Source organism: Campylobacter sp. JMF_08 NE1, assembly GCF_027737875.1.
Taxonomy (GTDB): Bacteria; Campylobacterota; Campylobacteria; order Campylobacterales; family Campylobacteraceae; genus Campylobacter_B.
In genome coordinates this window covers 155,414-179,999 of sequence record NZ_JAOVUC010000003.1, presented here as the reverse complement: position 1 = coordinate 179,999, position 24,586 = coordinate 155,414, and the positions used below count along the sequence as shown (strand labels likewise).

The following is a 24,586-nucleotide window of genomic DNA, read 5'->3' as shown; positions in this document are numbered from 1 at the left end:
CCTATGAATTTATCGTCACATAATAGACATTTGGTTCAAGCCCGTCACTCTCTTTTAGGCGAGTAATGGAGGTCGCACGCGCCAAAATTTGCGAAACATCACTATTTGGGTCATTTAAATCGCCAAAATTTCGCGATTTTCCCACGCAGGTGGTTACACAAGCCGGAAGCAAACCTTTATCCACCCTTGGGGCACAAAATGTGCATTTATCGACGCTCTGTTTGTGTTCGTCGTAATATCTGGCATTATACGGACAGGCTACCATACACGCCTTACAGCCTATGCAAAGGGAGGGATCGACGATGACGATGCCGTCTTTCTCACGCTTGAAACTAGCTTCTGTTGGGCAAACTGCCACGCAAGGGGAGTTTTCGCAGTGGTTACAAAGCACAGGCAAGAAATTTAAAATCGGATTTCCTGCGTTGTCTTCGTTTTCGACTTCAAAAACCCTTGTGCGATACGCTTCTTTGAAAAGTGGTACTTCCCACTCGGTTTTACACGCTACATAACACGCATCACACCCGATACAGCGATCACCGATAATCACCATAGCTAGATTTTTTTCTTTTTTGTGATTTTTATTTATTAGTGAGTTCATCTTACGCCCTTTCAAGTCTAACAAAGCCGTTGTTTAAGCCGCTACAACCACTAACAGGATCGACGCTATTACTACAAAAATAAACATCGCTAATACCTTTATCAAAGCCGCTCTTCCACTCTTTGCTAACATGCCCAAAGCCGTGGTGGATAAAGACATTTCCCTCAGTTATTCGCTTTGTGATTTTTATATTTTGCGGTTTTGATTTAAGCCCTGTTTTAGCATTTATCATTATGACTTTATCACCAGTTTTTAAGCCTAAATTTGCAGCGTCATTAGGATTTATCCAAATCGGGCTATCGTCTTCAAGTTCAAGTAAAAGCTTGTTATTTTGGCTTCTTGCATGTGAGTGAGCGGGGCCTCTACCAAAAAGCAGTCTAAGCTCGCCTTCTTTTGGCTGTGGCGGTGCTACCCAAGTAGGCAGTGGTGCACAGACATCGCCGTATTCTTCATACATTTTTTCCATATCTGGGTTGTATAGATGAATTTTGCCCGTGCTAGTAGGGAAGCTTAGCGGCTTACCGCTACTTTGCGGATACGCATCGGCTAAATAATCGCACAAAATGCCGTCTTTTTCAAATTTTTCTTTATCTTCGGGGCTGAGTGAATTTACGAAATTATTTATCGCATCGCTTGGCGAAATGGTAAAATACTCGTCCATATCAAAGCGCTTGCAAATCCCACGCACTATGTCAAAAACATGCTTAGTATCGTGTAGCGGCTTAATCGCAGCCTTTCTTACAGCCACAAACGGCACATCGTATTTTTGGATATATGGCCCGTCGTCTTTTTCTAAATATGTGCTTTCAGGCAAAACTATATCACAATACGCGCAAAAATCGTTCATCTGCGTATCGATTGACATGATAAAATCTAGCTTTTCGATTGATTTCATGACGCCGTTTGCTTCGACTGCCGTGTGTCCTAGCGGATTTGTATCGTAGGTCAGCCACGCTTTTATCGGATACGGCTGTTCGCTTAAAGTCGCGCGATAAATTTCACCGCTTAATCCTAAATTTGGCGGATTAAACGGCCACCTTGTGCCAACGCCGTCAGCTCTTGGCTCATTTACGGCTGGTGCGTCATCATCTTTTGGGAGCTTGGCTAGATTTATACTTTGATTTACCCAAGTTCCGCCCTTTACGCCGTAATTTCCCATAATTGCATTTAAAATCGCAATCGCTCTTGCTGTTTGCGTATCGTTTGCGTATCTTGAAAATCTACGCGGTGCGATAGCTAGGACATGCGGGGCAAACTTCGCAAATTCCCACGCTACTTCTTCAATAGTTTCAGCCTTTATACCGCAAATTTCTTCCGCCCATTTTGGCGTGTATTGTTTGACATGGCGGGCAAGTTTGTCAAAGCCGTAGCAGTATTTATTGATAAATTCCATATTTGCTAGATTATCTCTAATTATGACATGGATTAGCGCTAGTGCTAGTGCCATATCGCACCCCGGTTTTATGCGAAGCCATTTGTGTGCTCTAATCGCACTTTCGCTCTGGCGTGGATCTACATAGACGAGTTTTGCGCCGTTTGCCAAGCCCTCCATAAAATCTCTTGCTTCTCTAACCTGAATCGCTCCTGCCATATTTCTACCAAATAAAATCATATATTTGGTGTTTGCCATGTCGTAGTTTTCATGACCCCCAATACCGCCACCGCCAAATGTCAAAGACCAGCCAATCGCTCTACTGCCACGACACTCTGAAAATGAAGCGTAGCTTACATTTGGAGTGCCAAGTAGGCTAGCAAATTTGTGAAAATAAGAAGAACAGCTTCCATGAGCAAAAGCTGCAATGCTTTTTGCGCCGTATTTGTCGATGATTTTTTCTAAATTTTCATGCACGAAGTCAAACGCTTCGTCCCAGCTGACTTTTTTCCATTTGCCTTCGCCCCGTTTGCCGACTCTAATCATCGGGTATTTTAAACGATCTGGATCGTAAGTAGAATAAACCCCAGCATTTCCCTTAGCGCAAATCGTGCCGTAGTTGTATGGATTTAGTTTGTTTCCTTCGATTTTGTGAATTTTGCCGTCCCTTGTAAAAACATTTACGCCACAATTCCAAAAGCACATTTCGCAGTAATTTGGAGTTTTTACGCCTTCATCGTATTCTAATAAATTTGAAAGCTCGGGCGAATTTTTATGTGTTTTTGCCATTAGTGGATTTGGAAGCCCTGTGATACCTGCCGTGCTGGCAACTGCGACACTAGAAGCCATTTTTAGGAAATTTCGTCTTGTTATTTTAAGCTCTCTCATTTTTCACTCTCCAAATTTAAAAATGTTTTTCCAAGTGCGTAAATAAAGAGCATTACGCCAATGCCTGAGATAAAAATCGTGATTTCTGCCACGCTTGGGCAGTATGAGCCAAACTCTATCTTGCCTAAAAATTCGCTCTCTACTCTTACAAGCTGACCGCCCACAATGCCATCAAACCTAGCAAAAAATACGCCGATAATGGCTAAAATTCCAGCCAAAAATGAAATTTTTAAATTTTGAAATTTAGACAAAATAAGCAAAATCATCGGAAGCAAAATTCCAACTAAAATTTCGAAAAAATAGAAATTAAACGACAAATTTCCGTTTGTAAAAACTTCGAAATTTTTTGCCAAATAACTTCCTGCGCCATAGCTTGAAATTACCGCGTTCCAAAAATTTATAAATAAAACAGCCAAAAGTAGCAAAAACATAAAAATATTTAAATTTCGCAAAATTCGCTCATTTAGGGCTTTTTTGCTTAAATTTACAAAGACAAAAATCACGCTCACGCCGCAAATCAAGGCTCCAAAAATAAATGAAATAGTAAAGCTTGGCGTATGCCAAATCGGTCTGGCTGCATTTACGGCAAAGACCATTGAAAGTGTGCTAAAAGCGACGATCCCCATTATAAATGCGACAATTCCTGCTAGGAAACTTGATTTTTCGTCGCCTTTTAGCATTAAAATTAGCTCGATTATCAAAAGCGGAGTTTCAATTAAATAAAAAGTGCTCATCCACCAAATCGGGCTTTCTACCGCAAAATTAAAGTAATAACGCACGAAGCGCAAAACTTGCAGTTTAAACGGGCTTCCAAGCTCCCAAAAAATCAGCCAAAATGCCGCTAAAAGTGCGCTAATAGCTAAAAGCTGTAAGTGGCGTGAAATTTTAGAAAATGCGTGAAATCCAAAGAGATGATCAGCCGTAGCGATCGTGGCAACTCCTACGCTAATGCCCACAAAAAAGGCATATCCCATAAGCAAAAGCCCAAGCGGAACCTCGCGGCTGACATTGTAGCTGGCCTCTTGGCCGTTTAAAAACACGCTACAAATCCCAATAAGCCCCACTGCGCACAGCGCAAGTGATAGAAAAAGAAGCCCAAATTTCGGGGTTTTGGCGACTTTTGTCATCTTTGCTCCTTTAAATTTGATATTAAAAATTTGGCAAAATTTAAAATAAACTCAAATTCTTTTAAATTTTCAAAATTTGCTAAATTTTTACTCAAAGGCTCTAAAAAGTCCAAAAATTTAGTAAATTTCAAAAATTTCTCCCACTCGCCCTGCTCTGCTAAAATCGCGCAAAATGCGAGTAAATTTGAGGCGTGGTCGCAGTTTTTTTCTACTTTGTAGCCACAAATTTCATAAAATTTGCAAATTTCATCGTGGTTTTTGCCAAACATTTTTTTATCTAGCCAAATTCCAGCCATTAATGAAGTGTCAAATTTAGCTGAGTTTAGGTCGAAAAAATTTATATAATCACTAATAATCTCATCTAAATTTGGCACTTTTAAATCTTTAAATTTGACATTTGAATTTTCGTCAAAAAACTCGGCAAATTCGCCGTTTGCAAATTCACCGAGTTCAAAGTATTTCTCGCACCAATTCTGCTCCGGAAAAGCAAACAAATCAGCGCACAAATCTAGGCAATCAATCAGAGCCCTATTATTTTTCATCGCCTTTTAAAACTTTTCTTTTTGAGAGTTTAGAGTATTCGACCATACTACCTTCATAGTTTTTGACTTTGTCATTTCCCATGATGTATTTTGTCGCAAACCAGCCGCCGCTTGCATGCCAACCAGTGTTGCAATACCAAATTTGCGGTGCCATCGGATCAACTCCTGCGCCTTTATAAACTTCACCAAGCGCATCTTTATCAGTATTTATATAGAAAATTCCGTCATTTTCTTTTGCAATTTTACCAATGAAAATTTGTCCATCAACGCCCTCTAAATGTCCGCCTTTATCGGCTTTTGGGTGAGCTTTTTCGCCGTTATAAAATGCGTCATTTCTAGCATCGATTAACGCCATATTATTTGTAACAATAGCTTCATCTATTTGATAAACAGAAGCAACTATGTCTGTGTTAAATTTAGTGATTTTAAAATCGCTTTTTTCTGGTGTGGCGGCCTCTGTGCTTAGCTCGCCACCAGCTTTTTTCCAAGCGTCAATTCCGCCGTTTAAAATCGCTGTGTTTGTAAGTCCGTAGTATTCAGATACGAATAGAGCCAAAGTTGAAAGAGTATAATCAGGAGCGGCTTTTGCGTCGTTGTAGAAAACTACTGCGCTAGTATCTTTGATACCGCTTTTTTGAAATAATCTCTCAACCGTAGTCGGAGAAGCGATAAATCCTGGCATTTCGCCTCTTGCCTCTCTGAAATCAGCCTCTTTCCAAGCAATTGCACCTTTGATATGACCTGCGCCATATCCTTCGCCTTCTTGAAGGTCGATTAAAACTAGGTCTTTATCAGCCAAATTTGCTTTTAGCCACTCGACATCTACGACCTTGTTTTGTGGTAAATCTAGGGCAAATGCGCATGTGCAAGCAGCTGCTAGAAGTGATGAAGTAAGTAATTTCATGATATCTCCTTAAAAATGAAATTGTTGCAAAAAAAAATTGTAACAAAATTTAGTAATATTAAATTAAAAATTTATCGAAATTTTATAAGTTAGATTAAAATTTTCCGTGATTTTGTCACAAAAAATGTGAAAAATTTAGAAATATTAAATTTTCATTTACTTTTGTGTTAATAATTTGTTATGCAGAATTTGGATAAAATCGACAGCTTTTTACTTTAATTATTAAAATTTAATAACCGAGGTTTGTATGAAGAAAATTTTCTCACTAATTGCGACGCTAGCACTGCTTAGCGGATGTTCGTATTTCGAAAAAAAAGAAGAGGGCGCAGGGGCAGGTGCCAAGGGCGCTGGCGGTATGCCACCGCTTCAAGTAGCTGTTTTTAAAGCCCAAAAATCTGATGTTCCAATCGCACTAAAATTTAACGGCGAAACCGCGAGCGATTTAGATGTAACGCTAAAATCGCAGGTTTCTGGCACGATAGAAAAACAGCTTTTCACCCCTGGTGTGCGCGTAGAAAAGGGCGAGGGGCTTTATGAAATCGACAAATCCCGCTACCAAGCGATTTTTAACAGCGCGAAAGCTAGCCTAAACAACGCCAGCGCAGATTACGAGCGCGCTAGGAAATTAAAGGCGAGCAATACCATTTCAGCGCGCGAATTTGACGGCGCAAAATCAGCTTACGAAGTGGCTAAGGCAAATTTCGAACGGGCGAAAATCGACCTTGATAATGCCCTTGTCAAAGCCCCATTTGACGGCATTGTAGGCGATACGCAAAAAGATACTGGCTCGTTTGTGGGCGTAGGCGAAAATCTAGTCAGACTTACAAAACTAAATCCAATTTATGTGAAATTTGGGATTTCTGATACCGATAAGATGAAAATTGATAGAAATTTAGCCAGCAGTGATTGGTATATGAAAAACACAAAGGCTACAATTTCCTTTAATGACAAAATTTATGAAGGAAATGTGGTTTTCATCGATAGCGTCGTAGATAGCGCGACTGCAAGTGTGAGCGCCAAAGCGCAATTTAACAACCTAAATTATGAAATTCAACCCGGAATTTACACTAGAATTTCAGTCGATGGTTTCGTGCAAAAAGATGGCTTCCAAATCCCGCAAATCGCAGTTTTGCAAGATTTAAGCAACTCTATCGTTTATGTCGTAGATGCAAACAACACCGTGGCTAAAAAAATCGTAAAAGTTATAGCCCAAGATTCTACGACGATGACCATTTCAGAGGGTTTGAGCGAGGGCGATTTGATTGTTTTGGATAATTTTTCAAAAATTCAAGTTGGCGCCAAGGTAACCCCGCTTCCGCCAGAAACAGACGCGACAAAGGCTAGGTAGGCAAGTATGTTTTCTAAATTTTTTATCAATCGCCCAGTTTTCGCAAGCGTTATTTCGATTATTATCGTTATTGCTGGAACGATTTGCCTATTTATCGCCCCTGTGGAGGAATACCCGCAACTCACCCCACCTCAAATTTCAGTTACAGCCACATATAGTGGCGCAGACGCGCAGACTATCTCAGATACCGTCGCTTCGCCACTAGAAAACGCAATCAACGGCGTCGATGATATGATTTATATGAGTTCATCATCTAGCTCGTCAGGTAGGGCAAATATCAGCGTGTTTTTCAAGGTCGGCACCGATCCGCAAGAAGCACTCGTAAATGTAAATAACAGAGTAAATCCAGCCCTAACCACGCTTCCGGCCGAAGTGCAAAGAATGGGCGTTAGCGTTACAGAGCGTTCATCATCTATACTTTCTGCGTTTTTCTTTTATGACCCAACAGGTCAAATGAGCCCGCTTGAAATCCAAAACTATGTTAGCATTAATGTCGTCGATGAGCTAAAACGCGTTAGCGGTGTGGGCGACGCACAGGCCCTTGGCACGAAGGATTACTCAATGAGAATTTGGGTAAATCCAGGACTTATGGCCAAACACAATGTCGTATCATCTGACATAATCGCAGCCATTAGAGAGCAAAACAGCCAATACCCAGCCGGAAAGCTAGGCGAGCAACCAAACGATTTGGGTAACCCTTATGTCTATGCAATCCAGCCAGAGGGGCGTTTGAAAACGGTCGAAGAGTTTGAAAATGTAATCATTAGAGCCAGTGATGATGGTAAATTTTTGCGTGTAAAAGATGTCGCTAGGGTCGAGCTTGGGGCTGAGAGCCTTATCATCAATGGTAAATACCAAGGATACGACGCAACGCCTGTTTTTATCTATCAACAAAACGGCGCAAACGCCATTGCTACGCTTGATGCCGTAACTGCGCGTTTAGAGCAGTTAAAGCAAAATTTCCCAGGCGCGCTGACTTATAGCAACGGATACGACACGACAGAATTCGTAAAAGTCTCTATCGAAGAGGTTATTCATACCTTTGTAGAAGCGATGATTTTGGTCGTTTTGGTTATTTATATGTTCTTAGGAAATTTCCGCGCGACGATTATTCCAATGCTAGCCGTGCCAGTATCGATTTGTGGAGCGTTTATCGGAATTTACGCTTTTGGATTTTCGATAAATTTAATCACACTTTTCGCCCTAGTTTTGGCTATCGGTATCGTCGTCGATGACGCTATTATCGTTATCGAAAATGTGGAGAGAATTTTGCATGAAGAGCGAAATTTAAGCGTCAAAGAAGCCACGATTAAAGCAATGGACGAGATCGTAAGTCCGGTAATTTCAATCGTGCTTGTTTTGGCGGCAGTTTTCGTGCCGGTTGCTTTTATGGAGGGTTTTGTCGGCGTTATCCAAAGACAATTTGCCTTAACGCTCGTTTCATCTGTGGTTTTCTCTGGATTTGTCGCCCTTACTCTAACCCCTGCGCTGTGTGCGCTTTTACTTCGTAAAAAAGAGGCCGAGCCGTTTTGGTTAGTGCGCAAATTTAACGAATTTTTCGATTTTTCAACCCGCCTTTTCTCGGCAGGTGTTGCAAAAATTTTGCGCCATGTGATTTTATCGTTGTGCCTTGTGGGAATTATCATTTTTGTGATGTTAGAGCTATTTAAAATTACTCCTGGCGGACTTGTGCCAGCAGAGGATAAGGGCTATGTAATGGGCTTTTCGACACTTCCATCAGCTAGACCTTTGGTAGCTACTGAAAAGCACATGGATTTCTTGCGTGGCACACTTTCACAAAACCCAAATGTCGAAGCAATCACCACAATCGCGGGATTTGATATGATGGCAGGTGGTGCTAGGGAAAATTCGGGCGTATTTTTCTCTAAACTCAAACCTTGGGAAGTCCGCCCTGAGGCAAACCAATCAGCCCAATCAATCGCAAACGCGCTAACTGGACAGCTTTTTGTCATGGATAGAAGCGCGATGACCTTTGCCCTAACCCCACCTCCAATCAATGGTCTATCAATGACTGGTGGATTTGAAGTGTATGCAGAAAATACTACGGGCAAAAACTATCAACAAATCGCCGATGATATGGCGCGAATAGTCGCCAAAGCTTCGCAAAATCCAGCTTTGCAAAATGTCCGCTCTACGCTAGATGTAAATTTCCCGCAATACAATCTAAGCCTAGATAAGGAAAAAATCAAAATGCTTGGAATTTCAATCCCTGATATTTTTACGACGATAAATTCGACTATCGGACAATACTACATAAACGATTTTAACCTTTTGGGTAAAACTTACCGCGTCTATATGAGAGCAGAGCAACTCTTCCGCGATACGCCAAATGATTTAAGGACGCTTTATGTGCGCTCGGCTAGTGGAAATTTGGTTTCGCTTGATTCGGTTGTAAATTTAGAACGCGCCAAAGGCCCTGATATCGTCGATCGATTTAATGGCTTCCCGGCTGCTCGTCTTATGGGCGATCCTGCCCCTGGATATACTTCTGGTCAGGCGATTGATGCTATTAGAGATACGATTCTGGGCGAATTCCCTACCGGATACACACTTGGTTGGTCGGGCACGGCTTATCAAGAGGTAAATGCAGCAGGAACTGGCGCAAAGGCATTTGCGTTTGGACTTTTGTTTGTATTTTTGATCTTAGCGGCGCAGTATGAGAGGTGGCTAATGCCAATGGCGGTTCTTACAGCCGTGCCATTTAGCGTGTTTGGTGCGCTTTTATTCACATGGGCTAGGGGATTAAACAACGATATATATTTTCAAATCGGACTTATTTTGCTTATCGGACTTGCGGCAAAAAATGCAATCTTAATCGTCGAATTTGCTATGCAAGAGTATCAACACGGCGGAAAAAGTATCGCAGAAGCAGCGATTAGTGCTGCAAAAATGCGTTTTAGACCGATTGTTATGACATCTTTGGCTTTTGGTCTTGGCGTTTTGCCTATGGTGCTTGCCACAGGAGCAGGTTCTGCTAGCCGTCACGCGCTAGGAACTGGCGTGCTTGGTGGAATTTTGGCTGCTTCGACGATAGCGATTTTCTTCGTGCCGCTATTTTTCTACCTTTTGGAGAGCTTTAATGCGTGGCTAGATAAGCGAAAAATAAAATCAGAGGAAAAAGATGAAAACTAAAATTTTACTAGGAATTTTAACTGGCGCACTGATTAGTGGTTGTAGCTTTAAGCCTGATATGCCTACTCGCCATATCGAGTATAGATCTGGATACGAGGCGACAAATGTGAGCCAAATGTGGTGGAAAAGCTACAACGACACCCAGCTAAATGCGCTAATTGATAGTGCTTTGGCGAATAATTCTGATTTAATGCTAGCTTTAAATAATATCGAGCGCGCAAGGCTAAATTTGGGTCTAAGTAAGCTTGAATATCTACCAAATATCGGAATTTCAGGCTCTGCAATGCGCCAGAATAATTATGCTAATATGCCTGATTCAAATTCTCACGCTTCTTACGCGATTTCTGCGCCACTTAGTTATGAGATTGATTTTTGGGGTAGGGTGCGAAATAGTGTGGGCGCTAGCGCGGCGCAGTATATGGGCACTAAATACGATTATGAAACAGCCAAAAACACAATCACTAGCGCGGTTGCAAGCTCATATTTCGCGCTTTTATCCCTAAAAGAGCAAGAAAAAATTCTAACTAAATCGCTTAAAAGCTACGAGCAGACGCAAAATTACCGCAAAAAAGAGCTAGAAGCTGGCGCGATAAATCAAATCACGCTTAGCCAAGCAAGTGCCGCTGTGCAAAACGCCAAAGCAAGCCTAATCGCCGTGCAAAACCAAATTTCTCAGGTGCAAACCTCGCTTGCGATTTTAGCCGGCAAAAGCTATGACGGGGTCGTAAATCCGCAAATCCTCACAGCCGCAAAACTGCCTAACGCCCCACAAATCCCAAGTGGCGTGCCAAGTGATGTTTTGCTTCATCGCCCAGATGTGGCAAAGGCCTTGGAGGATTTGCGTGCTAGCAATTTCCTAGTCGGCGTTGCCAAGGCAGGGTATTTCCCGACTATCTCGCTAACTGGGGCGTTTGGCTATGCAAGTAGCGATTTTGATAGATTGATTAGCTCGACTACCAGCTCGTGGAGTATCGGTGGCTCACTCGTGGGACCTTTGCTTGATTTTGGGCGAACTAAAAAGAGGGTCGATATCGCAAATGTCGATCAAAACTCATCTTTTATCGCTTATGATAAGGCGCTAAAAACGGCTCTTGGCGATGTCAAAGACGCCCTAACTACGCTTAAAAATGCAAAAGAACGCAAAAAAGCGATGAGTGATTTGCTAAGCTCTCAACGCAAAATTTACAAAGACGCGACCGAGCTTTATAACGCTGGGTATTCTAGCCATTTAGAATTCCTAGACGCGCAACGCAATCTTTTAAACACAGAACTTGCCAAAGTAGGCGCTGATTTAGAGGAATTGGAAGCTAGCGTAAATGCTTACAAAGCGCTTGGCGGGGGATTTAGCATAAGCGACGAGGAGCTAAAAGAGATTTTAGGAGCTGATGTCGATACTGCGCCTGATATGTCTGCTGTGCCGATAGATAGGATATTTAGGTAAAATTTGCGGAATTTTAAAATTCCGCAAATTTTCAAATTTCAGCTTCAAATTTAAAATTTTAGTTATAATCCAAACCTTTTTTAGACAGGTGTCCGAGTGGTCGAAGGAGCACGCCTGGAACGCGTGTGAGGTGCAAGCCTCCGAGGGTTCGAATCCCTTCCTGTCTGCCAGAATTCAAATTACAGAATAAATTTTATTTAAATCAAATTTTGCTTATAATTGCGCCTTAAATTTTATTACAAGGAGGGGTGATGTTTTCGCCTGTTTTGATTGGATTTGGTGGCGGTTTGGTTGCTATCGTGGTCATTTGTGTGCTTGCAGCTATGTATTTTAGGACAGTCGTGGAGACAAACGAGGTTCATATCGTCCAAAGCGCACGCAAAACGCAAAGTTACGGTAAAGATACTGGAAATGGAAATGTGTATTATAATTTCCCGGGTTGGGTGCCGATTTTAGGCGTTAGCAAGATAATTTTGCCAGTTTCAGTATTTAGTATCAAAATCGAGGCTTATGAGGCTTACGATGTGGGCAGGCTGCCATTTGTCGTGGATATCACGGCATTTTTCCGCATTGCTGATTCAAATTTAGCCGCCCAAAGGGTCAAAGACTTCGACGATCTCAAAAAGCAACTCACAGATATTATCCAAGGCTCAATCCGCTCGATTTTAGCCAAACGAGAGCTCGAAGAAATTCTTACAATCCGCTCAGCCCTAGGCGAGGATTTCACCGTTTCGGTTCAATCTCAGCTCGAAAACTGGGGCATTGCGCCTGTGAAAAATATCGAATTAATGGATATTAAAGACAAAGAGGGCGAAAAGGTCATTTTCAACATAATGGAAAAGAAAAAATCCGCTATCGAAAAAGACAGCCGTGTCGAGGTCGCCGAAAACCGCAAACGCGCCCAAATCGCTGAAATCGAAGCCAAAAGAGAAACCGAGATCAAAGAGCAAGAAGCCCTAAAACTCGTAGGTCTTAAAACCGTCGAGCAAGAGCGCGAGGTCGCAATCAGCAAAGAACAAGCCAAACAAGTGGTAAAAGAGCAAGAAAAAATCACCCAAGAAAAGGCAATGGAGGTCGTGCGCGTCCAAGATGTCAAAAAAGCAGAGATTAAAAAGCAAGTAGAAATCGTCCAAGCCGAGCAAGAACAGCGCAAAATCGAAATCGACGCGGAGGCCAAGAAAACAGCCAAAATCAAGGAAGCCGAAGCCCAAAAAGAAAACCAAATCCTAATCGCGCAAGGCGATAAAGAAAGGCAGTTTTTAGAGGCGGCTGCGCTTTTGGAAATCAAAGACAAAGAGAGCCAAGGTATCGCAAAAATCGGAACCGCTGAGGCTGAGGCTTTGAGATTGAAAGAGTTAGCCCCTGTCAATGCGCAAATCGAGCTAGCGCGCGAAATCGGCGAAAACGAGGGCTATCAAACATATCTAATCTCAATCGAGCAAATCAAGGCTAACCGCGACATCGGCTTAGAGCAGGCCAAAGCCCTAACTAGCGCAGATCTAAAAATCATCGCAAACAACGGCAATGTAAGCGAGGGGCTAAATTCGCTTGGTGGCGTGTTAAGCGCGAATGGTGGCACAAAAATCGCCTCCATGCTAGAAGGGCTAGCCCAAAGCGAGCTAGGAAAACAGCTTGTCGATAAAATCACCAAGCCAAAAGAGGGCGAGAAATAAAATTTAACCCCAAATTTGGGGTTAAATTTTATAATACTAGACTTGACATTAATTCGAAATCTAACTATAATACGCCCTAAATTTTAGGGGCAAAAATGAAAAAAGAACGCAAAAGTATATTTTTAAGCGCACAGCTTGTAAGAGAGGCGAACGATTACATTATAAACGAATTTAAAAGGCTTGAAATTTTAGGGATTTCGCCCAGCCACGGGGATATTTTTCACTATCTTTTTGGGGGTAAAATTTTAAGTCCAGCCCAAATCGCCACTAAAATCAACCGCACAAAAGCAACTGTTACAACCCTGCTTGATAGGCTTGAAATGGACGGCTATTTGGTGCGAGAAAAGGACAAAAACGACGCAAGAAGCGTAAATGTAAAACTCACGCCAAAAGGCGAGAGTTTAAAGCCGAAATTTGAAGAAATTTCAAAGAATTTAAATAAAATTTTAGCGAAAAATTTTAGCGAGTTTGAATTAGACGCGCTAGATACGCTTTTAAGCCGTGCAATTAAAAATTTTAATAAAAAAATCAATTAGATATCAAAGGAAATTTATGAAAAAATTTGCGATTTTTGCTGTTTTGGTGGGTCAAATTTTATGCGCTAATTCAAATTTGAGCCAAAATTTAGAGCCAAATTTTAACCAAATTTGCTACCAAAGCATGGCTAAATCCGAGTGCAACAAAGAGGCGATGGCGCACTTCCAAACCGCCATAAATACTGCCGATACCGCCTTGGCAGAGAAGCTAATAAACCAAAACGCTACATTTTTTACCCCAGTTTCCAAAGACCCACTTTATGGCGGCGCAGGGTATATCTCGGTGGTAAATTTCATGAGACAAAGCTTCCCTGATATCAAATGGGAGATCAAAGATATCGTCGCAAACGACGCTGTGGTGGCTGTTTTGTGGGAGTGTAGTGGCACACACGAGAGGGGCGAATTTTACGGCAAAAAGGCGGACGGAGCGAAATTTTCGTTTAGCACGATGAATTTTTACTATTTTGACGAAAATGGCAAAATCGCAAACGATGTCGCAGGCGAGGGGCTTGCGGGGCTTTTAACCGATCTTGAAATTTTAAAATAATCTTATTTAAGGAGAAAAAATGAAAAACTACACTTTTGCAAGGCTCGATAGCAACGAGCGCGTCGAGTTTAAAGAGCTTTTGGGTCTAAGCGGTTGCGAGATTAGCTTAAACACCCTGCCAGCGGGCATTAGCGTGCCTTTTGTGCATGCGCATGTCCAAAACGAAGAGGTCTATATCGTGCTTGAAGGCAGCGGCAAGCTTTTCATCGACGGCGAAGAAATCGCAATCGCTAAGGGCGATATTTTCAAAATCGACCCAAGCGGCGAACGCTGTATCAGCGCAGGCGATGAGACGATTAGGTTTCTTTGTATCCAGGTCAAAGCAGGCTCTTTGGAGCAATACACCGACACCGACGGCGTTTTGCGCGAGGGGATTAAGCCAAGCTGGCTATTTAATGTAAAATAGTGGAATTTGGAAATCCCGCTTCGTGGGCTTGTAATACTGCGCCCGAATTTTAAAATTCGGCGCAAAATTTGAAATTTGCGAAGCGTGGAAAATTTAAAATTTAAGGGGTTTTTATGCCGTATATCGATGCGAAATTTAGCGCGAAATTTGATGAAAAAATACGCGCAAATCTGGCGGGCGCGCTTTGTAATGCCGTAAGTGAGGCGTTTGGTAAAAAAAGTGAGAGTATAATGAGTGCGGTAGAGTGCGACAAGGCGCTTTTTATCGCACAAAATGCGGTTGCAAACGGCGCGTATATCGCAATCTCACTGCTAGGAACTAGCGTAGAAAAGCAAAAATGCGAGGTTTGCGTTAGGCTTGTGAGCGAGGCGTTGCGTGGCTTTGGCATAAACCCTGATGAGGTGTATGTGACATTTCACCCGATTCCACTGTGGGGCAGAGGCGAGAAGATGTTTTAGGGCGAAATTCGCCGGGTCTGTCATTGCGAGCTTGTTGGGAAACGGAGCAAAAATTTATTGACTTTAATTTGTCATTGCGAGCTTTCGTAGAAAGCGAAGCAATCTACGAGTTTAAAATTCCTTGCGCTAAATTTGCTGTCATTGCGAGGCGTGATAGCGCCGAAGCAATCCAGGGAAATTCAGATAAATTTCAATTCTTAAAATTTTAAATTCGCTATAAATTTTACTGGATTGCCACGCTCGTTACACTCGCTCGCAATGACAAATTAAATAAAATTTTGCTCGTAATGGCGCGAAATACAAATAAAATTCCATGCTAAATTTGCAAAATTTTATAATTTCTCTAAAATTCACAACAAAAATTTAAAAGGATTTAAAAAAGTGGCCGGGAGATAGGGATTCGAACCCCAGGAGGTGTTACCCTCAACGGTTTTCAAGACCGCCGCTTTCGACCGCTCAGCCATCTCCCGATAGAATTATTCTGTTTTTTCGCTGACCCACTCTGCGCCGTTATGAACTTTTTCTTTGGTCCATTGACCAGCGTTTTTTGAGTCTTGTTTCACGCCTTGCCATGTGTTTGAACACCCGCTAAACGCCAAAACTAAAAGTATCGTAACTATATATTTCATAGACTCTCCTTGTTGTTTTGGAAGCGACACCCGGATTCGAACCGGGGATCAAGGCTTTGCAGGCCCATGCCTTACCGCTTGGCTATGTCGCCACACTAAGCCGTTTTTGGTGGTGCCCGGAGCCGGACTTGAACCGGCACGGAAGAAAAAATTCCGAGGGATTTTAAGTCCCTTGCGTCTACCAATTCCGCCATCCGGGCACATTTTCAACACATACAAAATCATGGAGCGGGAAACGAGAGTCGAACTCGCGACATCAACCATGGCAAGGTTGCGCTCTACCACTGAGCTATTCCCGCGTCAAAAACGAAAGCTGATTTTAGCAAATTAAAACTTAAAATTTTATTTTATTTGCAAAATTTCTGTTTTTTAAATTCATTATAAGCTAAAAAGTGTAAAATTACAGAGCTTTTTGGGGTTATAGCTCAGCTGGGAGAGCGCTTGAATGGCATTCAAGAGGTCGGCGGTTCGATCCCGCTTAACTCCACCATTTTATTTTAAATCCATACTTATATAACACTGCGCTGGTTTTCAAATTTCGTAAATTTTATCATTGTTGGTGAAGCGAAATGAGCGTGCTAATCTAGTAAAATTTAGAGAATTTTAAAAATTTGAGAATTGAAATTTGTTTGAATTTTGCTATATTGTTTGCCCGCGATGACAAACCGGCCAAATTTACAAAATTTCATCATTAAATGCTATACTCGAAAAAACAAAAGGAAATTCTATGAAAAAAGCATTTAGTATGGTTGAGCTTGTTTTTGTGATTGTGATTGTTGGGATTTTGGTTGGCGTTGCGCTTCCGCGCTTACAAGCTTCGAGAGATGATGCCTTGGTCGTGGCTGCCAAAAACGACCTAAAAACCGCACTTAGCGATGTCATCGCCTATAATCTCACGCAGGGGCGGTATTCGACCAATATCAAAGACATGACGAGCGTGGATTTTAAAAACAGCGTTTTTCGCGTGAAAAAGCGGGATTGTTTGAAGTTTATTTTCCATGGCATGAGCGTTATGGAGGTGCGGATTGATAGAGCTGGGCTGTGCGGGAGAGTGCTAGAAGGCTCTGCGGTCGAACCATACCTTAAAATGGACGCAGGAGAGCTCAAACACAGCGATAGCGTATCATACATACCGCTGGATAGTTCGACGATTTCGGCGATAAATGGAGCGAAATTTTAGTAAAATTCTACAAATTCCAAAATTTAATAAATTTCAGTAAAATCACGGATTAAATTTCACAAAGGCGGGTAATGTTTTCATCGTTTTTTAAAAGCAAAAAATGGCGAATTTTGGCTTGGGGCGGACTAATTTTTATACTCGGTATTAATTTATTTCAAACCATTTTAAATGTCAAATTTAACGAGTGGTATAGGGCGTTTTACGATATGGGTGGCGAGATAGACAAACACACGATTGACGAGTTTTATGAGGCTATGCTTTTGTTTTTGTGGCTTGCGATGTGGTTTATAGCAGCGGCAGTTTCGGAGCGCTATATCACGCGCGTATGGGTGCTAAAATGGCGCGAGGCGATGACATTTTCATACATTGGCTTTTGGCGTAGGGTAGAGCGCGATATCGAGGGTAGCTCGCAGCGTATCCAAGAGGACATTTATAGATTTACCAAAACCCTCGAAGATGTCGGCATGCGAATTGTCTATGCCTTTATGACGCTTTTTGCGTTTATTCCGATTTTATGGGGGCTAAGTAGCGGGATAAATTTGCCCTTTATCAAGGATATTCCGGGCTCTCTTGTTTGGATTGCGCTAGCTGTGAGCGTGGGTGGGCTTGGCGTGTCGTGGTTCGTGGGACGCTATCTGCCACGCCTAGAATACAACAACCAAAAAGTCGAAGCAGCCTTTCGAAAAGAGCTAGTTTTTGCCGAGGAGGATAAGGCGAATTACGGAAGCGAGGAGAAGCTCATTTCGCTTTTTGACAAGCTTAAATTTAACTACCACAAGCTCTTTTTGCACTATTTGTATTTTGATACTTGGCTTCACACTTACTCGCAAATCCTTGTCATCGTGCCATATCTCATCATGGGGCCAGGGCTTTTTACCAAGGTAATCACGCTTGGCGTGCTAATCCAAACAGCAAATGCCTTTAACAAAGTGCGCCAAAGTTTTAGCGTATTTACGGAGAATTGGACGACGATAACCGAACTTCGCTCGATCCACATGAGGCTTAGCGAGTTTGAGAAAAACATAGGCTATGACTCAAAACTAGCCTTGCAGGCCGAATTTAGGGTGTAAAATGGCGAATATCAACGACTATCTTTTTTGGCGCGGGGATTTGAAATTTAGCGAGCATAAATTTAACGAGCTAGATGCGCTTGTTTTGGCGCGATTTTCGTATTTGCCGTTTCATAAAATTTCGCTTTTTAATGGCGGAAATTTGGGTGAAATTTGCGAAAATTTGGCGAATTTAAGCGATGATGAGTTTTTGTGGGAGGGCGATAAAACACTCGCGCTAAATTTAGCCCAAAGCGCGCGTTTTGGGGATTTGCGCGTGAGTGATATAGAGCGAGATAACGACAAAGAGGCAATCAGGCAGTTTGGCGCGCTGTGTATTCATTTGGGCGTGAAAGAAATTTTCGTATCGTTTATCGGCACGGATAATTCGATTTTGGGCTGGCAAGAGGACTTTAATATGGCGTTTTTAAAAGAGCTTCCTTGCCAAATCTCAGGGCTTAAATATCTAGAAAAAATCGCGCAAAAATATCCGCATGCGCGCCTTAAAATCGGCGGACATTCAAAGGGCGGAAATGTGGCGATTTACTCAGCGCTTAGGGCAAATCCTAGCGTGAATGGTCGCATAATAAAGGTCTATAACTACGACGGACCGGGGTTTTTGCCGGAATTTTACGAGCAAAATTTGAGTGGCGAAATTTTATCAAAAATCCAAACATATATCCCAAATGAGAGCATTATCGGAAATCTGCTAAGCCACAAAGAGAGCATAAAAATCGTGCAATCAAGCGCCAAACTTGTCTTTGCGCACGATATTTTTAGCTGGGAGGTGGGCAAGGAGGATTTTATCTATGCCAAGAATCTTAGCAATTCGAGCAAGATTATCGATAAGACTTTGAGCGATTTTATGCAAAACACCACCGCCACTCAGCGCAAAATCGCAATCGAGGCGGTTTTTGAGCTATTTAATGCCACCAGCCTCGATACCTTCGCGCAAATCCCGCATAACCTGCCACTCGCGGTGCCTCAAATTTTGCAAAAATACAAAACGGTTGCAAAAGATGACAAAAAAATGATAGCAAATATGCTTTTGCAAATCGCCTCTGCTTACCTCGAAAATCTCGCCAAGCACACGAACGATAAAATCAAGGATAAAAGGCAATCTTACAAAGATAAATTCAAGGAAAAATGGCAAATTTAGGGGCTAAAATTTAGTGAAATTTAGGCTAAATTTGGCGAAATTTTAAAATTTCGCCAAAAGATAAATTTAATTGTGTATTATTGGCAACCTTCGCACTCGATACTTCTGTCTGCGACATCGGAGTTGAAATCGTCAGTTGAAGGGCTTTCGCTTCTGAGATAATATGTCGATTTAATGCCAAGCTCCCACGCAAGGGTGTAAATGTCATTTAGCACCTTGCCGCTAGCCTTATCAAGCGTGATGAAAATATTTAGGCTTTGACCTTGATCTATCCATTTTTGGCGGATTGCACCTGCTTTTATAAGCAGCCGCTGGTCTAGTTCGTATGCTGGAACATAGGCTTGCCAAGTATCAGGGCTTAGATTTGGCACGACCACAGGAATCATACCGCTTAGGTTGTGTTCGAACCATTTGCGTTTATAAACAGGCTCGATGGTTTGGGTCGTGCCTACTAAAATCGAAATCGATGAAGTCGGCGCAATCGCCATTAAATAGCCATTTCTCATGCCGTCTTTCTTAACCTTTGCGCGAAGTGCGTCCCAGTCGCAAGAGTTATCTTCAAAAAGTCCCCCGCGACCGACTAGTTTTTTAGCATTTTCGTTTGCTAAATCTATTGGGAAAATTCCTTGCGACCATTTTGAGCCCTCAAATTCAGGGTATTTGCCCTTTTCAAGAGCTAAATTTGATGAAGCGTAAATGGCGTTGTAGCTTATGTTTTCCATGATTTTATCGATTGTCTCAAAATGCTCGTAACTGCCCCAAATAATGCCCTTTTCTGCAAGCATTTGCGCTTCGCCCATTACGCCTAAGCCTATGGCGCGAGAGCGTAAATTCGTGCGTTTTACCTTTGCGTGTGGGTAAAAATTTAGCTCGATTACATTATCTAGCATTCGCACGGCGATCGGCACGACGCGCTTTATGTCTTCTTGGGTGTGAATTTTGCTTAAATTTACACTTGCGAGATTGCAAACTGCCGTTGCGCCCTCATCTACGCCCTTTTCGACGATGAAAATGTCTTTGCCATTTATCGTATCAAGTGCCGTGATTTTTTTGGCTTTTTTGGTGATTTTACCATTTACTACTACTTCTTCGTTTTCTTCAAAAAGCTCTTCGCTTCCGTCAGCGTAAATCACTTTTGTTTTGTAGTGATTTGGCTGTGTATTTTGGAAAATCTCGGTGCATAAATTCGAGCTTCGAATTAGCCCTTTGTGCGAATTTGGATTTACCCTGTTTGCGTTATCTTTAAAGCACAAAAACGGCATTCCTGTCTCAAAATAGCTAGTTAGGATTTTTTTCCAAAGCTCTTTTGCTAGAACGGTTGATTTGCTGATATTTGGGTCGTTTTCGTAGGTGATATATTTTGCTTCAAATTCTTCGCCCCACACATCGCACAAATCAGCCACATCGACAGGGTCGAAAAGCGTCCATTTTTCGTTGTTTGCTAGGCGTTTCATAAACAAATCGTTTATCCACAAAGCAGGGAAAATTTCATGCGCTCTGCGGCGTTCTTCGCCTGAGTTTTTACGCAAATCCAAAAAGTCGTTTATATCCATGTGCCACGGCTCGATATACACGGCGATTGCGCCTTTTCTGGTGCCTAGTTGATCCACAGCTACGGCTATGTCGTTTGTGATTTTTAAGAAAGGTATTATGCCGCCTGCGGCGTTTTTGTGTCCGTCGATACTACCGCCCATGGCTCTAACTTTGCACCAGTCCCAGCCGATACCGCCGCCAAATTTTGATAAAAGCGCCATTTCTTTGTAGCTATCAAAAATTCCTTCGATATTATCAGGCGTGCTTCCGACATAGCAAGAGCTTAGCTGGTGCCTTGTAGTTCTTGCATTTGAGAGTGTCGGAGTGGCGAGCATGACTTCAAATTTGCTTATTAAATCATAAAATTTTTTCGCCCAGCCTTGGCTGTCTAGCTCGTTTTGCGCCAAAAACATAGCAATCGCCATAAACATGTGCTGTGGAAGCTCAATCGGTTTTGCTTGTCTGTCTTTTATGAGATAGCGATCATAAAGCGTTTTAATACCAAGATAGGTAAATTGCAAATCGCGCTCTGGCTTAATGTAGGCGTCTAGGTCGTCTAGGTCGTATTTTTCTTTTAGCCCTAGCATGATGCGACCCTCGCTCTCACCGCGCTCAAAGTAGGTTTGAAGCGATTGATAGCCGGTGAAGCCAGATACTTTGTGATACAAATCATAAAGGAAAAGTCGCGCTGCCACAAATGTCCAGTTTGGGCGGTCTATGTCGATTTTATCGACGGCGGTTTTGATAAGGGTTTGCTGGATTTCCTCTGTGGTAATCATATCGCGAAACTGAATTTTCGCATCGACTTCTAGCTCGCTAAGGCTGACATTTTCAAGCCCTGCTACCGCGTCCCCTGTGAATTTTTTGATTTTTGAAATATCGAGTTCTTCGGTTCTACCGTTGCGTTTAATTACTTTCATTTTTGCGTCCGTTTCTAAGAAAAAATAATTGTGCGATTGTATCTTTTTAAAGCTTATGATTTAAGAAAATTTATCCAAATTTTGCTTTGGAGTTTTGCTAAATTTTAAGTTAAATTATTATGGGAAAATTTGGGTATTTTTTGATTTTATGACAGAAAATTTAGCCCAAAATGGGCTAAATTTTCAAATTTTAAATCCAAAAATACAACGAGCTAAAATGCAAAGCCCAAAAAATTCCAAAAGAGTTAGTTTGGGGGCGTGAAAATGCTTCATAGCAATCATTTCCCAAAGTGGAAAGCAGATAGCAGCAATGATAAACAAATAAATCAAAGAAAAAACATCTTCTATAAGTGCGCTAAAAAAACTCCTTTGTTTGCTCTCGTTCATACTGGCTCCTTTAAATTTTACTCTTGTAGCTTACCCAAACACCCTAGCGAAAATTCTATCCACATTTTTTGTGTAATATCCATAATCAAAACACGCTCTAATTTCGTCTTCGCTCAAAGCTTTTCTCAGGTCGTCGTCGGCGAGTAAATTTTGCAGATACAAGCTCTGCCCGTTTTCATCGATAGCTTTTTTGCCTTCTTGCAAGTCAGCCCAAACTTTCATCGCGTTTCTTTGGACGATTTTATAAGCTTCTTCGCGTGATAGCCCCTTTTTAGGAAGTTCTAAAAGCACCCTTTGAGAAAAAACTAGTCCGCCTGTTAAATTTAGATTTTTCATCATATTTTCAGGATAAACGACCAAATTTTCAATCAAATTTGCAAGGCGATTTAGCATAAAATCAGCCGTTACAAAGCCATCTGGCAGTATAAATCTCTCAACCGAACTATGACTAATATCTCTTTCGTGCCACAAAGCGACATTTTCCATAGCAGGGATCGCATAGCTTCGCAAAACCCTGCAAAGCCCCGTTACATTTTCACTAAGCACCGGATTTCGTTTGTGTGGCATTGCCGAGCTTCCCTTTTGTCCCGGAGCGAAATACTCTTCACACTCATAAACTTCTGTTCTTTGGTAGTGGCGGATTGCAACGGCGATTTTCTCGCAACTTGAAGCTAAAATCGCTAGTGCGTTCATCACTTGCGCGTAGCGATCTCTTTGTATGACTTGGTTTGACGCTGGGGCTGGTTTTAAGCCTAGATTTTGGCAAACTAGCTCTTCAAGTTCAAGCGGAGCGTGGGCGAAATTTCCCATTGCGCCGCTGATTTGACCCACACTTATGACGCCATAAGCGTGTTTTATCAGCTCTAATGCGCGATTTATCTCATCATGCCAAATCGCTAAAACAAGCCCGAAAGTTATCGGTTCGCCGTGAATTCCGTGGCTTCTGCCCACCATAAGCGTGTTTTTGTGCTTCATCGCTTGATTTTTGATTGCCGTTTTTAGGGCTTCGATGTCAGCGATAATCAAATCCAAGCTATCTTTTATCTGCAACGCCACAGCCGTATCGATACAATCGCTACTAGTCATACCATAATGCACAAAACGGCTCTCTTCGCCCAAGCTCTCGCTCACGCTGGTTAAAAACGCGATTACATCGTGCTTTGTCGTTTTTTCGATTTCGTCTATGCGTTCGATGCTAAATTTAGCGTTTTTGCAGATTTTTTCGCAATCATCATCCGGGATAAAGCCAAGCTTGTTCCACGCCTTAACTGCGGCAAGTTCGACTTTTAGCCAAGCGTCGTATTTGGCTTGTTGCGTCCATTTGTCTTTCATAATTTTTCGTGCGTATCGCTCTACCATTTTTGTGCCTTTATTTGAAATTTGATATAATCCAAAATTATATTAAAAAAGGGCTGAAAAGTTAGTTAATATGGCGTATGAGAAATTTAGTTTAGGCAAATTTACAAATCGGCGAATTTTTGAGATTTTGCTGGATTTGGGACACGATATGAAAGGCGCTCAAAGGCTTTGCGATAAGGGCAGGGTGCTAGATAGCTCTGGCGTGGTAATGGCAAAAAACAGCGTGGCAAATGGGGAAATATTTTTGATAGATTATAAATGTGAGCCAAAAGGACTGCGTGCGATTTTTGAGAGCGAAGAATTCGGCGTTTTTGACAAACCTAGCGGAGTGCTAAGCCACCCAAACGGCAGAGGTTGCAAATATTCGCTTTATGATGAAATTTGGTCGCTTTATGGTCGTTCTGCGGCGGTCGTGCATAGGCTCGATAAAGAGACAAGTGGCGTGATACTGGTCGCAAAAAATTTGGCTAGTTTAAATGCGCTAAAAATGCTTTTTGAAAATAGGGCGGTGAAAAAATCATATTTTGCTTTGGTGAGCGGGAGAGTGGAGCGAGAATTTGTAATCGATGAGCCAATAGGTGAGAGTTTAGAAGCCGACGAAGTGGCGATAAAAATGCGAATTTGCGAAAACGGCAAAAAGGCGATAACCGAAATTTATCCGATAGAATATTTTAGCGAATTTAATGCGACTTTGGTTCGAGCCGTGCCACTGACGGGCAGACAGCATCAAATTCGTTTGCATTTGTTTCATGTGAAACACAAAATTTTAGGCGACCCACTTTATGGGACTGATACGGCGACTTTCGAAGCGATTTTGGACGAGAAATTAAGCGTCGAAGAGCGGATAAATTTAACAGGCGCTTCTAGGCTTTGCCTACATGCAGCGAATCTGCACTTCGAATTTAACGGGAAAATTTATGATATAAATACAAAAAGCGACTTTAAAGCTAAATTTTTAAAGTCGCTTAAAGTTTAGAATAATTGAGATTTTATTATAAGTAAATGTTTCCGTCGGCATCTGCTTTTTTAAACAATGCCATAATAAATTCAATTAATGCTATTAACGAAGGTATTATTGTCCAACAAAATACTAGGTATATAACGCCCCACATAGTTTTACCAGCATAAAATTTATGCACCCCAATACCACCCAAGAAAAAAGCAAGAACGCAATAAATTACTTTATTTACTGGTCTAAGCGAGCTATTTTCACTCATTTTCTATCCTTTAAAAATAAAATTAAAAATTTGTATAATATCAAAAAAAAAAAAAAACAAATGGTAAATAAACGGATTTTTTTTAACATTATTTTTAAAATTTTGGATAATTTAAATTTCGGCGCAGTGTTTCGGAGTTGCGCTAGCGAAATTTTAAAAT

Annotated in this window: 22 protein-coding genes and 6 tRNA genes; 14 read left to right on the top strand and 14 right to left on the bottom strand. The window is 41.8% G+C overall.

The window, feature by feature from the left end:
* Window position 1: 1 nt before the first annotated feature.
* Genes OFN91_RS04290 through OFN91_RS04270 form a run of 5 tightly spaced genes read right to left on the bottom strand, consistent with a single transcriptional unit; the run spans window position 2 to window position 5,431 of the window.
* Window positions 2-598: a 4Fe-4S dicluster domain-containing protein gene (locus tag OFN91_RS04290; protein WP_270871322.1), complete on the bottom strand. Its 597-nt coding sequence runs from the start codon at window positions 596-598 to the stop codon at window positions 2-4.
* Between the two features lies 1 nt (window position 599).
* Window positions 600-2,858: a molybdopterin-containing oxidoreductase family protein gene (locus OFN91_RS04285; protein ID WP_270873396.1), complete on the bottom strand. Its 2,259-nt coding sequence runs from the start codon at window positions 2,856-2,858 to the stop codon at window positions 600-602.
* A complete protein-coding gene (nrfD, locus tag OFN91_RS04280) occupies window positions 2,855-3,985 on the bottom strand; it encodes an NrfD/PsrC family molybdoenzyme membrane anchor subunit (RefSeq protein ID WP_270873395.1) in 1,131 nt (376 codons plus the stop codon). The genes OFN91_RS04285 and nrfD overlap by 4 nt, the downstream gene beginning before the upstream one ends.
* A complete protein-coding gene (locus tag OFN91_RS04275) occupies window positions 3,982-4,527 on the bottom strand; it encodes a molecular chaperone TorD family protein (protein ID WP_270873394.1) in 546 nt (181 codons plus the stop codon). Before OFN91_RS04275 ends, nrfD begins: the two co-directional genes overlap by 4 nt.
* Window positions 4,517-5,431: a sulfurtransferase gene (locus OFN91_RS04270; protein WP_270873393.1), complete on the bottom strand. Its 915-nt coding sequence runs from the start codon at window positions 5,429-5,431 to the stop codon at window positions 4,517-4,519. Before OFN91_RS04270 ends, OFN91_RS04275 begins: the two co-directional genes overlap by 11 nt.
* A gap of 247 nt (window positions 5,432-5,678) precedes the next feature.
* Here OFN91_RS04270 and OFN91_RS04265 point away from each other — a divergent pair, with 247 nt between their 5' ends.
* The 9 genes from OFN91_RS04265 (at window position 5,679) to OFN91_RS04225 (ending at window position 14,993) form a co-directional block, all read left to right on the top strand.
* On the top strand, window positions 5,679-6,779 hold the full coding sequence (locus tag OFN91_RS04265) for an efflux RND transporter periplasmic adaptor subunit (RefSeq protein ID WP_270862660.1): 1,101 nt from the start codon (window positions 5,679-5,681) through the stop codon (window positions 6,777-6,779).
* A 6-nt stretch (window positions 6,780-6,785) separates the two neighbouring features.
* Window positions 6,786-9,932: an efflux RND transporter permease subunit gene (locus OFN91_RS04260; RefSeq protein ID WP_270858617.1), complete on the top strand. Its 3,147-nt coding sequence runs from the start codon at window positions 6,786-6,788 to the stop codon at window positions 9,930-9,932.
* Entirely contained in the window at window positions 9,922-11,373 is a 1,452-nt protein-coding gene (locus tag OFN91_RS04255) for an efflux transporter outer membrane subunit (RefSeq protein ID WP_270873392.1), read from the top strand. Before OFN91_RS04260 ends, OFN91_RS04255 begins: the two co-directional genes overlap by 11 nt.
* Window positions 11,374-11,455: 82 nt before the next feature.
* A tRNA-Ser gene (locus tag OFN91_RS04250) sits at window positions 11,456-11,543 on the top strand.
* A gap of 81 nt (window positions 11,544-11,624) precedes the next feature.
* Complete coding sequence (locus tag OFN91_RS04245; protein ID WP_270873391.1) at window positions 11,625-13,046, top strand: SPFH domain-containing protein; 1,422 nt, start codon at window positions 11,625-11,627, stop codon at window positions 13,044-13,046.
* 95 nt (window positions 13,047-13,141) lie between these two features.
* Entirely contained in the window at window positions 13,142-13,582 is a 441-nt protein-coding gene (locus tag OFN91_RS04240) for a MarR family winged helix-turn-helix transcriptional regulator (protein WP_270873390.1), read from the top strand.
* 16 nt (window positions 13,583-13,598) lie between these two features.
* On the top strand, window positions 13,599-14,129 hold the full coding sequence (locus OFN91_RS04235; protein WP_270873389.1) for an ester cyclase: 531 nt from the start codon (window positions 13,599-13,601) through the stop codon (window positions 14,127-14,129).
* Between the two features lie 19 nt (window positions 14,130-14,148).
* Complete coding sequence (locus OFN91_RS04230; protein ID WP_270862665.1) at window positions 14,149-14,535, top strand: cupin domain-containing protein; 387 nt, start codon at window positions 14,149-14,151, stop codon at window positions 14,533-14,535.
* Between the two features lie 113 nt (window positions 14,536-14,648).
* Window positions 14,649-14,993, top strand: a complete 345-nt coding sequence (locus tag OFN91_RS04225; protein ID WP_270873388.1) for a phenylpyruvate tautomerase MIF-related protein — start codon at window positions 14,649-14,651, stop codon at window positions 14,991-14,993.
* Window positions 14,994-15,375: 382 nt separating this feature from the next.
* Here the strand turns inward: OFN91_RS04225 and OFN91_RS04220 are convergent.
* The 5 genes from OFN91_RS04220 to OFN91_RS04200 form a co-directional block, all read right to left on the bottom strand.
* Window positions 15,376-15,463: transfer RNA gene (locus OFN91_RS04220), tRNA-Ser, on the bottom strand.
* Window positions 15,464-15,469: 6 nt separating this feature from the next.
* Window positions 15,470-15,622 carry a hypothetical protein gene (locus OFN91_RS04215; RefSeq protein WP_270858610.1) on the bottom strand — a complete coding sequence of 51 codons (153 nt, stop codon included), beginning with the start codon at window positions 15,620-15,622 and terminating at the stop codon, window positions 15,470-15,472.
* An 18-nt stretch (window positions 15,623-15,640) separates the two neighbouring features.
* Window positions 15,641-15,714 (bottom strand) — tRNA-Cys (locus OFN91_RS04210).
* Between the two features lie 18 nt (window positions 15,715-15,732).
* A tRNA-Leu gene (locus OFN91_RS04205) sits at window positions 15,733-15,822 on the bottom strand.
* 24 nt (window positions 15,823-15,846) lie between these two features.
* Window positions 15,847-15,921 (bottom strand) — tRNA-Gly (locus OFN91_RS04200).
* Between the two features lie 115 nt (window positions 15,922-16,036).
* Here OFN91_RS04200 and OFN91_RS04195 point away from each other — a divergent pair.
* The 4 genes from OFN91_RS04195 to OFN91_RS04180 all read left to right on the top strand — a co-directional run bounded on the left by OFN91_RS04195 (window position 16,037) and on the right by OFN91_RS04180 (window position 19,010).
* Window positions 16,037-16,112, top strand: a tRNA-Ala gene (locus OFN91_RS04195).
* A gap of 237 nt (window positions 16,113-16,349) precedes the next feature.
* A complete protein-coding gene (locus OFN91_RS04190; RefSeq protein WP_270862674.1) occupies window positions 16,350-16,802 on the top strand; it encodes a type II secretion system protein in 453 nt (150 codons plus the stop codon).
* A gap of 71 nt (window positions 16,803-16,873) precedes the next feature.
* Window positions 16,874-17,872: a putative transporter gene (locus OFN91_RS04185; RefSeq protein ID WP_270873387.1), complete on the top strand. Its 999-nt coding sequence runs from the start codon at window positions 16,874-16,876 to the stop codon at window positions 17,870-17,872.
* A 1-nt stretch (window position 17,873) separates the two neighbouring features.
* On the top strand, window positions 17,874-19,010 hold the full coding sequence (locus tag OFN91_RS04180) for an Mbeg1-like protein (RefSeq protein ID WP_270873386.1): 1,137 nt from the start codon (window positions 17,874-17,876) through the stop codon (window positions 19,008-19,010).
* A 77-nt stretch (window positions 19,011-19,087) separates the two neighbouring features.
* On the opposite strand, the gene OFN91_RS04175 is transcribed toward OFN91_RS04180, so the two are convergent.
* The 3 genes from OFN91_RS04175 to purB all read right to left on the bottom strand — a co-directional run bounded on the left by OFN91_RS04175 (window position 19,088) and on the right by purB (window position 23,209).
* Window positions 19,088-21,463, bottom strand: coding sequence for a ribonucleoside-diphosphate reductase subunit alpha (locus OFN91_RS04175; protein WP_270873385.1), 2,376 nt, complete (start codon window positions 21,461-21,463; stop codon window positions 19,088-19,090).
* A gap of 183 nt (window positions 21,464-21,646) precedes the next feature.
* Complete coding sequence (locus tag OFN91_RS04170) at window positions 21,647-21,850, bottom strand: hypothetical protein (RefSeq protein WP_270873384.1); 204 nt, start codon at window positions 21,848-21,850, stop codon at window positions 21,647-21,649.
* Between the two features lie 30 nt (window positions 21,851-21,880).
* Window positions 21,881-23,209, bottom strand: a complete 1,329-nt coding sequence (gene purB / locus OFN91_RS04165) for an adenylosuccinate lyase (protein WP_270873383.1) — start codon at window positions 23,207-23,209, stop codon at window positions 21,881-21,883.
* Window positions 23,210-23,357: 148 nt separating this feature from the next.
* Between purB and OFN91_RS04160 the strand changes: the two genes are divergently transcribed.
* Window positions 23,358-24,185, top strand: coding sequence for an RluA family pseudouridine synthase (locus tag OFN91_RS04160; RefSeq protein WP_270873382.1), 828 nt, complete (start codon window positions 23,358-23,360; stop codon window positions 24,183-24,185).
* Between the two features lie 16 nt (window positions 24,186-24,201).
* On the opposite strand, the gene OFN91_RS04155 is transcribed toward OFN91_RS04160, so the two are convergent.
* Window positions 24,202-24,426 (bottom strand): TM2 domain-containing protein, encoded by a 225-nt coding sequence (locus OFN91_RS04155; protein WP_270873381.1) that lies wholly within the window; start codon window positions 24,424-24,426, stop codon window positions 24,202-24,204.
* Window positions 24,427-24,586 lie beyond the last annotated feature (160 nt).

Excerpts from the sequence above, each read along its gene's own strand:
- OFN91_RS04225 (WP_270873388.1), top strand. The coding sequence starts at position 14,649 with ATGCCGTATATCGATGCGAAATTTAGCGCGAAATTTGATGAAAAAATA.
- OFN91_RS04180 (WP_270873386.1), top strand. The coding sequence starts at position 17,874 with ATGGCGAATATCAACGACTATCTTTTTTGGCGCGGGGATTTGAAATTT.
- OFN91_RS04290 (WP_270871322.1), bottom strand. The coding sequence starts at position 598 with ATGAACTCACTAATAAATAAAAATCACAAAAAAGAAAAAAATCTAGCT.
- OFN91_RS04275 (WP_270873394.1), bottom strand. The coding sequence starts at position 4,527 with ATGAAAAATAATAGGGCTCTGATTGATTGCCTAGATTTGTGCGCTGAT.
- OFN91_RS04235 (WP_270873389.1), top strand. The coding sequence starts at position 13,599 with ATGAAAAAATTTGCGATTTTTGCTGTTTTGGTGGGTCAAATTTTATGC.
- purB (WP_270873383.1), bottom strand. The coding sequence starts at position 23,209 with ATGGTAGAGCGATACGCACGAAAAATTATGAAAGACAAATGGACGCAA.
- OFN91_RS04190 (WP_270862674.1), top strand. The coding sequence starts at position 16,350 with ATGAAAAAAGCATTTAGTATGGTTGAGCTTGTTTTTGTGATTGTGATT.
- OFN91_RS04185 (WP_270873387.1), top strand. The coding sequence starts at position 16,874 with ATGTTTTCATCGTTTTTTAAAAGCAAAAAATGGCGAATTTTGGCTTGG.
- OFN91_RS04170 (WP_270873384.1), bottom strand. The coding sequence starts at position 21,850 with ATGAACGAGAGCAAACAAAGGAGTTTTTTTAGCGCACTTATAGAAGAT.
- OFN91_RS04270 (WP_270873393.1), bottom strand. The coding sequence starts at position 5,431 with ATGAAATTACTTACTTCATCACTTCTAGCAGCTGCTTGCACATGCGCA.
- nrfD (WP_270873395.1), bottom strand. The coding sequence starts at position 3,985 with ATGACAAAAGTCGCCAAAACCCCGAAATTTGGGCTTCTTTTTCTATCA.
- OFN91_RS04175 (WP_270873385.1), bottom strand. The coding sequence starts at position 21,463 with ATGAAAGTAATTAAACGCAACGGTAGAACCGAAGAACTCGATATTTCA.
- OFN91_RS04285 (WP_270873396.1), bottom strand. The coding sequence starts at position 2,858 with ATGAGAGAGCTTAAAATAACAAGACGAAATTTCCTAAAAATGGCTTCT.
- OFN91_RS04255 (WP_270873392.1), top strand. The coding sequence starts at position 9,922 with ATGAAAACTAAAATTTTACTAGGAATTTTAACTGGCGCACTGATTAGT.
- OFN91_RS04260 (WP_270858617.1), top strand. The coding sequence starts at position 6,786 with ATGTTTTCTAAATTTTTTATCAATCGCCCAGTTTTCGCAAGCGTTATT.
- OFN91_RS04265 (WP_270862660.1), top strand. The coding sequence starts at position 5,679 with ATGAAGAAAATTTTCTCACTAATTGCGACGCTAGCACTGCTTAGCGGA.
- OFN91_RS04230 (WP_270862665.1), top strand. The coding sequence starts at position 14,149 with ATGAAAAACTACACTTTTGCAAGGCTCGATAGCAACGAGCGCGTCGAG.
- OFN91_RS04245 (WP_270873391.1), top strand. The coding sequence starts at position 11,625 with ATGTTTTCGCCTGTTTTGATTGGATTTGGTGGCGGTTTGGTTGCTATC.
- OFN91_RS04155 (WP_270873381.1), bottom strand. The coding sequence starts at position 24,426 with ATGAGTGAAAATAGCTCGCTTAGACCAGTAAATAAAGTAATTTATTGC.
- OFN91_RS04160 (WP_270873382.1), top strand. The coding sequence starts at position 23,358 with ATGAAAGGCGCTCAAAGGCTTTGCGATAAGGGCAGGGTGCTAGATAGC.
- OFN91_RS04215 (WP_270858610.1), bottom strand. The coding sequence starts at position 15,622 with ATGAAATATATAGTTACGATACTTTTAGTTTTGGCGTTTAGCGGGTGT.
- OFN91_RS04240 (WP_270873390.1), top strand. The coding sequence starts at position 13,142 with ATGAAAAAAGAACGCAAAAGTATATTTTTAAGCGCACAGCTTGTAAGA.